This window comes from Bacillus sp. TE9106W (assembly GCF_054062215.1).
Map to the genome: position 1 here is coordinate 71038 of NZ_JBSSFA010000018.1, position 13441 is coordinate 84478.

Below are 13441 nucleotides of genomic sequence, written 5' to 3' on the forward strand. Positions count from 1 at the left end.
AAGGTAGCCTACTTATGCTCTTTTTATAAGCAATACTACTATGTAATATATTTCAGCAAAATTCTACAAACCTCATTGTAACATCAAACGGTTTCCAGTTTGGATACATTTTTGTTACAGTTATGTTACATTCCAAAAAAAGGGAAACGAGTTGACTATATGAATCAACTCGTCCATTTTACCCTTTTTATTTATGTTCAGCTAACCACTCAGCTACTTTTTTCGCATCCTCACCTTGAATAATTCCTGGTGACATAGAACCGCGACCTTTTTCAATAATCTTTTCAATGTCTGCCGCATCATATTTCTGTCCTACTTTTCGTAAATCCGGTCCAGTTGCTCCAGATAAATCTTTTGCATGACAGCCTATACAACTTTTTTGGTAAATTTGCTCTGCGCTATCTGTGCTTGCAGATTGTTTCGAAGGCTTACTCTCTTCTTTATTTCCACATGCTCCTAAAGCAAAAACGACTGATGTTCCTAGCGCAATAGCCAACAATTTCTTTTTCACTTCTATCGCTCCCCACTGTTGATATTCTTTTCATTCCTAACACACTCATTTTCATTATAAGCATTATCTTTATATAGAAAAACTAAGGTATATTTCACATTCTTCAAAAATACAGTAAGAACCCTAATGATATAAAGCTTTTATAAGTTGTTTCAATTCTGTGAACAACGTAAAAATTTCTATAAAGAATCCTTTTTGAAAGGGAATTTAGAAGAATCCTGTATAAAGCCTTACTCTATTGTCACTCTGTTTTACTATTTTCTACTTTTTACAAAACAATATACAACATTGTATGCTACATATAATCCCATCAAAAAGAGAAGTTGTCGTTTCCAACTTCTCTTCCTCTTTACTTCATCTATAGAAATAAAATCAAACTCTGTATATCCTCTATTGTCCTCAACATGCGCCAACAATTTTGTTGGCCTTTTTCTCATTAGATGCGAGAACGTAAGTAAGCATCAATGAATGGATCAATTTCTCCATCCATAACTGCTTGCACGTTACCGACCTCTGTATTTGTACGGTGGTCTTTCACAAGAGAATACGGGTGGAATACGTAAGAACGGATTTGGCTACCCCATCCAATTTCTTTTTGTTCTCCGCGAATTTCATCTAACTCCGCTTGTTGCTCTTCTAATTTCTTTTGATATAATTTCGCTTTTAACATCTTCATAGCATGCTCACGGTTTTTAATTTGAGAACGCTCTGACTGACACGTTACAACCGTATTTGTCGGTGTATGCGTAATACGAACTGCTGAATCTGTCGTATTAACGTGCTGTCCACCAGCTCCACTTGCACGATACGTATCAATTTTCAAGTCTTCTGTACGCACTTCAATTTCAACTTCATCATTGAACTCAGGTACAACTTCACAAGATACGAACGATGTATGGCGACGGCCTGAAGAATCGAATGGAGAAATACGTACAAGACGATGTACACCTTTCTCTGCCTTTAAGTAACCGTAAGCGTTATGACCTTTAATTAATAACGTAACACTCTTAATACCAGCTTCATCACCTGGTAAGTAGTCAACTGTTTCTACTTTAAATCCACGTTTTTCAGCCCAACGTGTGTACATACGTAGTAACATAGAGCCCCAGTCTTGTGACTCTGTTCCACCAGCACCTGGGTGTAATTCTAAAATCGCGTTATTTTTATCATAAGGATCGCTAAGTAGTAACTGAAGTTCATACTCATTCATTTCTTGAATTAAGCTTTTTACTTCTGATTCAAGCTCCTCATGTAAATCTTCATCATACTCTTCTTTTAAAAGCTCATGCGTAATTTCTAGATTCTCGAACGTCTCATCTAGCTGACGGAACTTTCCAACCATATCTTTCAGTGCATTCGCTTCATTAATTACAGCTTGTGCACCTTGTTGGTCATCCCAAAATCCTGCGCCCATCATTTTCTCTTCTAATTCTGCAATTTGTTTCTCCTTAGTAGGGAGGTCAAAGAGACCCCCTAAAAGCCGCTAATCTCTTAGCCATTTTCTCTAATTCCTGTCTAATTTCTACTAATTCCATTTCCTTCACCTCTATGTAATTGCTGTTACTTTCGTATGAAAACAAGGGAAACTCTCTCCACTTATGACGGAGAGAGTTTAATCCTTCTTAATTATACATTTTTGATGTAAAAGTTTGCAAAACAGCCCGGGCTACCGCCCTATATTACTTCCCGATACCACAGCAGTTTTTATATTTTTTACCGCTACCACATTTACATAAATCGTTGCGGCCGACTTGGTCACCTTTTACAACTGGTTTTTTCTTCGCTTCTTCGCCATCGCTAGATGGGTGAACAGCTTCACCTTGAACAACTTCTTGACGCTCTAAGTTTTGTTCAATTTCAGCTTTCATAATGTAACGAGAAATTTCCTCTTCAATAGAAGCAATCATTGATTCGAACATTGCGAACCCTTCCATTTGATACTCACGAAGTGGATCAATTTGACCGTAAGCACGTAAATGAATACCTTCACGAAGGTGATCCATCGCATCGATATGCTCTGTCCATTTCGTATCTACAACACGGAATACAACAACTTTTTCGAACTCACGCATTTGCTCTTCTGGCATAAGCTTTTCTTTGTCATTGTAACGCTCTATTAATTTCGCGATAATTGGTTCGCTCATTTCCTCTGGAGCAAGGCGACGTAATTCTTCTTCTTTCACATCTCCTTCTTGCAGAAGGTTTGTATTTAAGTAGTCAACAAGACCTTTAATGTTCCAATCTTCTTCAATTTCCTCTTGTGTATGAAGCGCAACCGCACGCTCTACTGTAGATTTCATCATACCTTCAATAATACCGCGTAAGTTCTCAGACTCCATTACCTCTTGACGCTGTTTGTAAATAACTTCACGTTGCTGACGAAGTACATCATCATATTGTAGTAACTGCTTACGTGCATCATAGTTATTTCCTTCTACACGTTTTTGCGCAGATTCTACTGCACGAGAAACCATTTTACTTTCGATTGGCTGAGAATCATCCATACCAAGGCGATCCATCATTGCTTTCATATTATCAGAACCGAAGCGGCGCATTAGTTCATCTTCCATTGATAAGTAGAACTGCGTAACACCTGGGTCCCCTTGACGACCAGCACGACCACGTAACTGATTATCAATACGACGACTTTCGTGACGCTCTGTACCGATAACTGCTAAACCAATGTTTTTAATATCGTCTCCAAGCTTAATATCAGTACCACGCCCTGCCATGTTCGTCGCGATCGTTACAGCACCTTTCATACCAGCTTCTGCAATGATATCCGCTTCACGCGCATGGTTTTTCGCATTTAAGATGTTATGACGTACACCTTTACGCGTTAACATTTTTGAAATAAGCTCTGACGTTTCAATCGCCACTGTACCGACAAGAACAGGTTGCCCTTGTTTATGACGATTTACAATATCCTCAACAACAGCATTAAATTTACCTTCCATTGATTTGAAGATTAAATCCGCACGATCATCACGAATAATCGGTTTGTTCGTTGGAATTACAATAACGTTCATATTGTAAATGTTACGGAATTCCTCTTCCTCTGTTTTCGCTGTACCAGTCATACCAGACAACTTTTCGTACATACGGAAGTAGTTCTGGAACGTAATTGTCGCAAGCGTCATACTTTCATTTTGAATTTCTACGCCTTCTTTTGCCTCGATAGCTTGGTGTAAACCTTCACTATAACGACGACCTTTCATAAGACGACCAGTAAATTGGTCTACAATTACGATTTCGCCTTCTTGTACAACATAATCTGTATCACGGTGCATTACAACGTGCGCACGAAGTGCTTGATTAATATGGTGAAGAAGTGCTACATGTTTTAAATCAAATAAGTTTTCAATATGGAAAGCTTTCTCCGCTTTCGTAATACCATCTTCTGTTAACATTACATTTTTCGTCTTCACATCAAATGAATAATCTTTTTCATTTTCTAACGTACGAACGAATGCATTTGCAAACATGTACAGCTCTGTTGATTTTTGAGCTTGTCCAGAAATAATAAGTGGCGTACGCGCTTCATCGACTAAGATAGAATCGACTTCATCGATAATAGCGAAGTGAAGTGGGCGTTGAACGCACTGCTCTTTATATAAAACCATGTTGTCACGTAAGTAATCGAATCCAAGCTCATTATTTGTGCTATACGTAATATCAGCAGCATAAGCCTCTTGTTTCTCTTCGCGTGACATACTGTTTAAATTAATTCCTACTGTTAAGCCTAGGAACTCATGAAGTTGTCCCATTTCGCTCGCATCACGTTGCGCTAAGTATTCATTGACTGTAACGACGTGAACACCTTTTCCTGTTAAAGCATTTAAATATACAGGTAATGTAGATGTTAACGTTTTACCTTCACCCGTTTTCATCTCAGAGATATTCCCTTCATGTAAGGCAATACCACCCATTAACTGTACGCCATACGGACGCATTCCAAGAACACGAGTCGCAGCTTCACGAACAACCGCAAAAGCTTCAGGTAGTAGATCATCTACTGTTTCACCTTTTGTTAGACGTTCTTTAAATTCAAGCGTCTTCCCTTTTAATTGTTCATCAGTTAGTGGCTTAATAGATGACTCTAATGCATCAATTTGCTCAACTGTTTTCTGCATACGTTTAATTTGGCGTTGATTTACATCAAACACCTTTTTTAAAATACCGATCATAGGAAATACGCTCCTCTTTTTATTAAAATAAAACTTCCGATTGTTTTTCTTTTTCTCTATTACAATCAGTCGTTATAAAAATCAAATGTATGTTATGCCAATTTTTCTCCTAATTAAAAAAACTAAAATGTATATACCTAATGATAATTGTAACACTTGTCTTATAACTATGACAACAATCGGCCGAATGTCACGTTCTAAATTAAGAAAACTTTTTTAAAAGATCTATTTTTAGCTCAAAAAAGCGCAGCCATTTCGGCTGCGCTTTTGAATTATTATTTAGTTTCGATTAAACCATATTTCCCATCTTTACGGCCATATACAACATTAGTTTCATTTGTATCAGCATTTGTGAAGACGAAGAAATTATGTCCTAGCATATCCATTTGTAGGATTGCTTCTTCAACGTCCATCGGTTTTAAATCGAATCGTTTTGTACGTACAAGCTCTAGTTCATCCTCTTCTACCTCATCCAGAACAGCTACTGCTTCTGGAAGGATAAAGTTCGTTTTCATAGAACCTTTCTCACGTAACTTACGATTTACTTTTGTTTTATGTTTACGAATTTGTCGCTCTAGTTTATCAACTACTAAATCGATAGCAGCGTACATATCGCTATTAGTTTCTTCTGCACGAAGTAATAAATCAGTAAATGGAATTGTTACCTCGACACGTTGCTTGTCAGAGTATACTTTTAAATTAACTTTAATCTCTGGAAATGTATCAAAATAACGCTCTAACTTACTTAGTTTTTTCTCTACATATTCCTTTAATGCTGGAGTTACTTCAATATTTTCACCACGAATGTTGAATTTCATAGATGAATTCCTCCTTTCAAGCCTATGTACTATAATTTCGACACTGGCTTAAAAACCCCTTCTAACTTTTTTAAAAAAATTAGTGGAATTGCGATTTTTTTATCGTTTTTTGTTGAAATGAAAAGATGCATCGTTTCTATCTTTATTTTATCCTATTAACATCGTGAATAACGAATATAACTGTGGACAATTCGTTACAGAAAAGAAACAACTTTTTGACAACTCATTTTATAACAAAAACCCCTTGCAAAAAAAACAAGAGGTTCTACTACATATATATAACGTTGCCACAAACGCAGCTTTCTCTTCCCAAAAACAATATACCTACAGTTTTACCACATTAGCTGCTTGTGGTCCACGTGCTCCATCTACAATATCAAACTCAACTTGTTGCCCTTCTTCTAATGACTTATATCCATCTTGTTGAATAGCAGAAAAATGAACAAACACATCATCACCATCTTCACGCTCAATAAACCCAAATCCCTTTTCTGCATTAAACCATTTCACTCTTCCTTGCATGTTCATTCCATTCCCTTCACTCTAAAAATCAGGACATTCGCCCCATAATTTGACTATAACGAATGACAACATACGAAGTCAAAGAAGACTTATCGCCTTTTTATTATCACTTTCGACAGTTACAGATCAACTTCTACAGAGCGTCAAACTAGAAACTTCCCTTGCTCCTCTATCATACAAAAGACTTCCAATTTGTCTCACTGTAATTCCTGTCGTATATACATCGTCAACGAGTAAAATGCGTTGACCATGAAACATCTCTTCTCCTTGAAAATAAAAAGGATTACTTCCCGATAGCCTTTCTTTACGTGTCTTCTTACTTTGCTTTTCTGTTTCCCTTCTTCTTAATGATAAATAAGAAATTTCGACAGGCAAACAAGCTGCTAATAACTCTGCTTGATTAAAACCACGTTCATATTCCCGTTCCCTACTAAGCGGAACAGGAATAACAGTTGAAACGCTCGTAAAATACTTTTGAAATAGCTCCCGAAAAGATCGATAAAAAATACGAACTAATTCCGCATCACCTCGAAACTTAAACTGTGCCAACACTTCTTTCATCTCATCATCGTATACATACAAAGAACGATTTTTTAAAGGTCGATACTTCTCTTCCTTCATCCACCGTATACAATCCATACAAATATCATCCTTTTTAAATACAGTAGAGAGAAGTTCTAAAGGTCGCCCGCACTCCATGCAAATCTCTCCTATAATATAGGAAAGTTTCCGCTCACATCTATCACATACATATTTTTTATGAGACTTTACAAAGAAAGTGTACCAACTAACTGTTTCCAAAATATATTCATCACAAAGTAAACAATGCATTAATCAATTAATCCTTGTTCTTTCGCACTTTTGTTCATACTTTGAATATGTCTTTTCGCACGTACCATCGACTCTGTCTTACCGTAATGAAAATAAACAACCTCACCATACGGTTCTTCAAAACTACGACCTGCTCGGCCTGCAATTTGTACGAGCGCACTTTCTGAAAATATTTCTTCTTCAGCCCCTAACACAGCCACTTGTAAGTTCTTCACAGTTACCCCTCTTTCTAAAATTGTCGTTGTAACTAATAACGGAATGTCTCCCTTTCTAAACGCTGCCACTTTTTCTTTTCTCATCGGATCTTCTGCATGTACGCCATCGATTCTATGATCCAACCCTTTCAATAACAGGCCTATTTCTTCTATATATCGCACATGAGGAACAAATAAAAAAATAGGGTATTTTTTGTTTACGTACATTTTTAACCATTGTAGTAACACATGAGGAATTTTTTTATGATGGAGGCTTTTCTTCCAATTTCCGCACCAGCTAAATAGAGGAACTGGTAACGGATGACGATGGTATCGTCCAGAGACAATGATACCTTTTTGTTTCCCTCTTCTGAAATTGCGCTTCCACTTTTCATCAGGGGTTGCAGTTAAATAAATACGCGCTGCTTTCTCTTTCATTGCTTGCTGCACTGCATACTGTAACATTTGATCCGCATGATACGGAAAGGCATCAATCTCATCTACAATCATCACATGAAATGCTCTATAGTAACGTAACAGTTGGTGAGTCGTTGCAACGACTAACGCTGCATCTTTTTCACGATCTACACTTCCTCCGTATAAAGCAGCTACATTTATACTTGGAAACACTTCTTGTAATCTCGGTGCTAATTCCAGTACAACGTCCGTCCTTGGCGTTGCGATACACACTCTTTCTCCTTTTTGAAGTGCCTCTTCTATACCGTAAAATAACATTTCTGTTTTTCCAGCCCCGCACACAGCCCAAATAAAAAAAGATTCTTTTTGCTTAATAGCTTCTATAACACCTTGCGCCGCCAGCTCCTGACCAAGAGACAAACTCCCTTTCCACTGTAACGAATGTAATTCCCTTTCTCCTTTTCTTTCATGAATCTCGCGAACAAGTACAGCACATTCACTAACTCTCCCCATCGTTATACACTTCCGGCAATACGTACATACTTTACTGCACCTTTTACATAAAAATGATGCAAATAGCCGCTGCTCTATATTTCCGCAGCGCTGACATATATATTTAGAAGCCTTCTTTATTACGCCTTGTACACATATGATCTCTCCCTTCTTTTTCAAATCACTTAATTCTCTCCGTAAATCTGAAGAGAGTTCTTCTAATAGTAACTGCTTTCCAGCAACCATCAGCAACCACCCCCAGTATTACTATAAACCTTTCTTATAATTTCGTAAAAACTCAAAAAAGCCGATAACCTACTTATAAAATAGTAAGCTATCGACTTTATACACGTTTTTTTATTGAATTATAATCCTATAATCTTCCGTAACCTAAGAAATGCTTTTGGTTGTAAGAGCTATTTACGCTACCGTAAGTAACACCTGTTGATTCATCAGCAGCATGAATCATTTGACCGCCACCAATGTAAATACCAACGTGAGATACGCCTGCTCTATAAGTACCTTGTAAGAAGATAAGATCTCCTGGTTTTGCTTCAGATGCGCTAATTTTTTGTACAGAGTTCCATAGACCTCTAGTATCTTGACGACCTAAACCATAAACGTAAGAGATTAAACCACTGCAGTCAAATCCACCATTTGAAATTGACGCACTACCCCATACGTATTTTAGACCTACTAAGCCTTTAGCTTTTTCAACAACATCTTGTCTTCCGCCACCATCATTTGTTACTACTGGTGTTGGTTTTTTCGCTTCTTCTTTTTTAGGCTCTTCTTTTTTAGATTCTTCTTTTGGAGCTTGTACAGCATTGTTTGCTGGAGCTGCTGGCTCTGCTTGTGTTTGTGCTGGTTGAGCTGGAGCTTGTTGAGCCTGAGCTTGCTGAGCAGCTTGTTCTGCTTGTTTTTGAGCAGCAACTTCTTGCGCAGCTTTTTCTTGTGCTTCTTTTTCAGCAATTTGTTGTAATCTTAATGCCTGTTGTTCAAGCTCTTTTAATTGGCTTTCTGTACTTGTCATTGAATTTACAACTGTATCCATTTTACCGCTTAAATCGTTTACTGCTGTTGCTTTTTTCGCTTTTTCAGCGTCAAGTTCTTTCTTAGCAGTTTCAATTTGTGCTTGTGCTTCTTTTAATTCTTTTTGCTTCGTTTTTACCGTTTCAACATCTTTTTTCACGTTCGCTTGATCTTCTTGTTGTGTTTTCATGATATCTTCGTCAGACTCAAGAATTTTAGAAACAGAAGCTAAACGATCAACTAAATCTGCAACGTTTTTAGAGTTTACAAGAACTTCTGTTACAACGTTCGTGTTTGGTTGCTCTTGAAGTGCAACTAAGCGTTTTCTTAATAACTCTTCACGTTTTGCAATTTTCGTTTGTAATTCTGCAATATCTTTATTTTTCTTTTCAATTAATTGCTCAGTATCCGCAACTTTTTTCGTTGTTTCATCAAGTTTTGCAGCATTCTCTTGAACAGACTTATCTAAACCTTGAATTGTTTTGTTTAAGTCATTCATTTGTTTTTGTAATTCATCACGCTCTTGTTGTTGTTTATGTAAAGTGTCATTTTGTGTATTAATTTGTGATTTCACGTCAGAAATTTTATCTTCTGCAAATGCATTTGGTGTTAGCCCTGAAAACATTAACCCTGCAACTAATGCGCAAGATGCCATTTTTAGCTTTTTCATTTTATTTTTTACACCGCTTTCTTTTTTCTTTTTTCCGTATATAACCTATAAAATTTATACCATAATTCGGGATTTTTTTTGCTAATGTTACGCTTTTGTAAAACAAATGTAATATTATATGTAACTCTATCGCAAAATATGCATATTTTTGTATATATGTGTAGAGTTTTAAAAGGTTTTTATAAGCAAAGAAAAAAACGCAAGGTTTCCCTTACGTTTTATTAAATATACTAATACGGATGAAATCAAAACGTTATTTCATCCATTTCTCAGCCCAATTTTGGACTTCATCCATAACACTTTCTAACGCTTTTCCCTTGTCCGTTAAGCCGTACTCGATTCGAACTGGTACTTCTGGATAAACATTACGAACTACAATGCCTTCGCTTTCCAATTCCTTTAAACGCTCTGATAACATACGATCGCTCATATTCGGTATAATATCTGCGATTTCCCTAAAACGTTTTGACTCTTCCAGCAAAGATTTAATAATTAAGCCAGTCCACTTCTTACTAAGCAAAGTAAAAGCTGACTCAAACTTTGGACATAAACAAGAATTATGCTCCATATGTTTCACCTCTCTTCTATTATAATATAGTTTCTTGTAAAAAGTAAGTTATAAAACTTTCCTCATTATTTTATTTTACGTACATTTTACCATTTCCAAATATTAACTTGTCAACTAAACGTAAAATATCCGTAAAAAAACCCTCTTCCGAAAGAGAGCTTTTTATATCTTTATTACTTCGTATACCATCCAAGACCTAGTGCACCTTCACCTAAATGCGTTCCAATTACAGCACCGAAATAACCGGTACGAATTGTAACATGTGGATATTTTTCTTCTAATTCTTTCTTCCATTCATTCGCTTCTTCTTCACGTTGTGCATGAATGATAACTGCTTCCATAGGTACACCTTTACTCGCTTGCTCATCAAAAATTTCAATGATACGTTTTAACGCTTTTTTACGCGTACGAATCTTTTCAAATGGAATAATGATTTTGTCTCTAAAATATAAAACCGGCTTTACTTGTAACAGACTGCCAATGAAAGCTTGCGCGCTATTTAATCGTCCTCCACGTTGTAAATGATGTAAATCATCTACTACAAAATAAGCGTCCATCGTTTTCTTCATTTCATCAAAACGGGCGATAATCTCTTTTGGATCCTTTCCTTCGCTTGCTAGCCTTGCACCTTCACGCACATAGAATCCTTGCACTTCACAACTAATTTCAGAGTCGTACGTATATACATCGATACCCTCTACCATTTGACCCGCTGTTGTTGACGTTTGATATGTACCACTAATTCCACTTGAAAGATGAATGCTAATAACTGCATCATAATCCTTAGATAATTCTTCATATAGCTCAACAAACTTTCCGATTGCTGGTTGAGAAGTTTTCGGAAGTTCTTCTTGCTCACGTACTTTTACATAAAAATCATCTGCTGAAATTTCAGCTTCTTCTTGATAAGATTCCGTTCCAAACACAACGTTTAATGGAATCATATATATATTGAGTTCATCACGAATATGCTTCGGTATATATGCTGTACTATCAGTAACAATAGCTGTTTTCATTTTCGTACCTGCCTTATAAAAAAGTTTTTATTTCCTAATTTTACACGAAAACTAAAAATGGTGCATCCATACATGAAAATGCGGGTTTGAAATTATACTCATCATCTCGACAAATTACAACAAAAAGGTAAAATACTCACCAAAAATTTCAGCTTATTTATAAAAAATGTTTGAATATAAAAACGCCCGCTTTTAAAATGTAAAGTACTAGTCACTTTGATGGATAGGGGCGTATACAAGTGTTATTACAATATTTAACAATAAAAGACTACGGTGAACACGAAATTGTTATTCAAAAATCAAGATTCATTTGTTATGTTAGTCGTGCTACAACCGAAGAAGAAGCTCAAGAATTCATACAAAAAATCAAAAAACAAAACTGGAATGCAACACATAATTGTTCTGCATATTTAATTGGCGAACAAGATCAAATCCAAAAAGCAAATGATGATGGGGAACCTAGTGGTACAGCTGGTGTACCTATGTTAGAGGTACTCAAAAAACGCGGTTTAAAAGATACCGTCGTTGTCGTTACCCGCTATTTTGGTGGCATCAAACTGGGCGCTGGTGGATTAATTCGTGCATATGGAAAATGTACAAGCGAAGGCATTAATCATGTCGGTGTTGTCGAGCGAAAGCTAATGCGTGTTATGCAGACCGAAATTGATTACACATTACTTGGCAAAATTGAAAATGAATTACGTAATTCAAAATATGCCATTAAAGATATACATTACCTCGAAAATGTCACATTTGATACGTATGTAGAAGAAGATGGAAAACAAGCATTCACGGATTGGATGATTGAATTAACAAATGGGAAATGTACAATTACAGAAGGAGATATGTTGTACTTAGAACAAGATGTTATCTAAGAATAACTACTTTATCGCCTTTAAAGATTAATGTAGTGAATTACTTTCCTACAAATGAACTAAGGAGATTATATATGGAAGAACGTTATTATCATCTCCAAAATAGCAGAATAAAAAAGAAACGAAGAAGAAAGTTTTTCTACTTCCTTATTTTCTTATTTTTATTTGGTAGTGTAGGACTTTATATATTAAATTCCTACTCTTCTCTCATGGGGATGTATAGTGGTTTTACTCGTGAAAAATCGGATTTGAGAACCGAAGATGTAGAAATTACAAAGGAGCCCTTTACACTCCTTATTATGGGGATAGAAGATTATGCAACAGACGGTCAAAACGGCCGTACAGATTCAATAATGTTTGCGACAGTCAATCCGAAAACGCAAAAAATTTCGCTTATGAGTATCCCTCGTGATAGTCGCGTTCCAATTGTCGGAAAGAATAAAGAGGACAAAATTAACGCTGCGCATGCTTACGGCGGAGAAGAAATGGCAATCAAAACTGTCGAAGGTTTTCTAAAAGTGCCTGTAGACCATTATCTTAAAATTGATTTCCAAGGCTTTAAAGGTATTGTTGATGCTGTTGGCGGTGTTACTGTTGATGTCCCCTTCGATTTTTGGGAGCGTTCAGACGTGGATTACTACAAAAAAATCGAATTTAAGCAAGGGCAACAAGAATTAAATGGTGAAGAAGCACTCGCTTACGTTCGTATGCGAAAGCAAGATCCGAATGGCGACTATGGTCGGGCCGCTAGACAAAGACAATTACTAGCTGCTGTTGCTCAAAAACTAAATTCTACCTCTACCGTATTTAAAATTAAAGATTTAACGGCAGTCGTTGGAAAATATATAAAAACTGACATTCCTATTTCAGATGGTCTTGCTCTTTACAATAAACTCTCTGGATTTGATCCTTCTACAATACAAACGTTCAAACTGGAAGGAGAAGATAAAAAAATAGGTGGTGTTTATTACTTCCTTCCAGATCCAAACGGTGTTGAGGCAGTACGTAACGAAATTAAAAAAGAATTAGGAGAAAAGGTAAACACGCAAGAAAATACAACAACAAAAACCGAATCTAATCCTTCTTCAAATTCTAACTCTAACGAAAAAGCGAAGAAAGAAACGAATCAGGACAAAACACCAACTGATCCCCCTCCTTCTACGAATGCTCATGCAGAGTGGATTATGAGAAATCAGCAATAAAAAAAGGGCCAAATTGGTCATCTCCCTGTCAAGTAGACAGTCATAAAAAGAGTATTATGCCACGGCCTTTTCCCGATATTCTATCGGGGAAAGGCCGTGAAGTTTT

General features: G+C 36.5%; 11 protein-coding genes and 1 pseudogene. 2 read left to right on the top strand and 10 right to left on the bottom strand.

Features of this window, described 5'->3' with window-relative positions; genetic code table 11:
• Nucleotides 1-187: 187 nt before the first annotated feature.
• From cccB to ACVWY7_RS24260, 10 genes and pseudogenes are all read right to left on the bottom strand, one after another.
• Entirely contained in the window at nt 188-511 is a 324-nt protein-coding gene (gene cccB, locus ACVWY7_RS24215; RefSeq protein ID WP_000727964.1) for a cytochrome c551, read from the bottom strand.
• Between the two features lie 436 nt (nt 512-947).
• Nucleotides 948-2046 (bottom strand): peptide chain release factor 2 gene (prfB, locus tag ACVWY7_RS24220; RefSeq protein ID WP_105989593.1). Its coding sequence is split into 2 segments (ribosomal slippage): nt 948-1973 and nt 1975-2046, totalling 1098 coding nucleotides; the frame shifts between segments, so codons are not numbered across the junction.
• A gap of 144 nt (nt 2047-2190) precedes the next feature.
• Nucleotides 2191-4698 carry a preprotein translocase subunit SecA gene (secA, locus tag ACVWY7_RS24225; protein ID WP_000579383.1) on the bottom strand — a complete coding sequence of 836 codons (2508 nt, stop codon included), beginning with the start codon at nt 4696-4698 and terminating at the stop codon, nt 2191-2193.
• 275 nt (nt 4699-4973) lie between these two features.
• The gene (gene hpf / locus ACVWY7_RS24230) at nt 4974-5516 is read right to left on the bottom strand and encodes a ribosome hibernation-promoting factor, HPF/YfiA family (protein WP_000671190.1); all 543 of its coding nucleotides are present in this window, start codon (nt 5514-5516) and stop codon (nt 4974-4976) included.
• A gap of 324 nt (nt 5517-5840) precedes the next feature.
• Entirely contained in the window at nt 5841-6038 is a 198-nt protein-coding gene (gene cspC / locus ACVWY7_RS24235; RefSeq protein WP_001990088.1) for a cold shock protein CspC, read from the bottom strand.
• Between the two features lie 126 nt (nt 6039-6164).
• Complete coding sequence (gene comFC / locus ACVWY7_RS24240) at nt 6165-6869, bottom strand: comF operon protein ComFC (protein WP_033682573.1); 705 nt, start codon at nt 6867-6869, stop codon at nt 6165-6167.
• Nucleotides 6869-8218, bottom strand: a complete 1350-nt coding sequence (comFA, locus tag ACVWY7_RS24245; RefSeq protein WP_105989594.1) for an ATP-dependent helicase ComFA — start codon at nt 8216-8218, stop codon at nt 6869-6871. The genes comFC and comFA overlap by 1 nt, the downstream gene beginning before the upstream one ends.
• Nucleotides 8219-8345: 127 nt before the next feature.
• Nucleotides 8346-9780: pseudogene (locus tag ACVWY7_RS24250) on the bottom strand (C40 family peptidase).
• Between the two features lie 147 nt (nt 9781-9927).
• Nucleotides 9928-10242: a winged helix-turn-helix transcriptional regulator gene (locus ACVWY7_RS24255; protein WP_000400857.1), complete on the bottom strand. Its 315-nt coding sequence runs from the start codon at nt 10240-10242 to the stop codon at nt 9928-9930.
• Between the two features lie 173 nt (nt 10243-10415).
• The gene (locus ACVWY7_RS24260; RefSeq protein ID WP_000844767.1) at nt 10416-11258 is read right to left on the bottom strand and encodes a DegV family protein; all 843 of its coding nucleotides are present in this window, start codon (nt 11256-11258) and stop codon (nt 10416-10418) included.
• A gap of 239 nt (nt 11259-11497) precedes the next feature.
• Between ACVWY7_RS24260 and ACVWY7_RS24265 the strand changes: the two genes are divergently transcribed.
• Both ACVWY7_RS24265 and ACVWY7_RS24270 read left to right on the top strand, forming a co-directional pair.
• Nucleotides 11498-12133 (top strand): YigZ family protein, encoded by a 636-nt coding sequence (locus ACVWY7_RS24265; protein WP_000926682.1) that lies wholly within the window; start codon nt 11498-11500, stop codon nt 12131-12133.
• A gap of 74 nt (nt 12134-12207) precedes the next feature.
• Nucleotides 12208-13335, top strand: coding sequence for an LCP family protein (locus tag ACVWY7_RS24270; RefSeq protein ID WP_000392768.1), 1128 nt, complete (start codon nt 12208-12210; stop codon nt 13333-13335).
• Nucleotides 13336-13441 lie beyond the last annotated feature (106 nt).

Bases quoted from the DNA above. Each gene is read 5' to 3' on its own strand.
- secA (WP_000579383.1), bottom strand. From the start codon at position 4,698: ATGATCGGTATTTTAAAAAAGGTGTTTGATGTAAATCAACGCCAAATT.
- hpf (WP_000671190.1), bottom strand. From the start codon at position 5,516: ATGAAATTCAACATTCGTGGTGAAAATATTGAAGTAACTCCAGCATTA.
- cspC (WP_001990088.1), bottom strand. From the start codon at position 6,038: ATGCAAGGAAGAGTGAAATGGTTTAATGCAGAAAAGGGATTTGGGTTT.
- comFC (WP_033682573.1), bottom strand. From the start codon at position 6,869: ATGCATTGTTTACTTTGTGATGAATATATTTTGGAAACAGTTAGTTGG.
- comFA (WP_105989594.1), bottom strand. From the start codon at position 8,218: ATGGTTGCTGGAAAGCAGTTACTATTAGAAGAACTCTCTTCAGATTTA.
- ACVWY7_RS24255 (WP_000400857.1), bottom strand. From the start codon at position 10,242: ATGGAGCATAATTCTTGTTTATGTCCAAAGTTTGAGTCAGCTTTTACT.
- ACVWY7_RS24260 (WP_000844767.1), bottom strand. From the start codon at position 11,258: ATGAAAACAGCTATTGTTACTGATAGTACAGCATATATACCGAAGCAT.
- ACVWY7_RS24270 (WP_000392768.1), top strand. From the start codon at position 12,208: ATGGAAGAACGTTATTATCATCTCCAAAATAGCAGAATAAAAAAGAAA.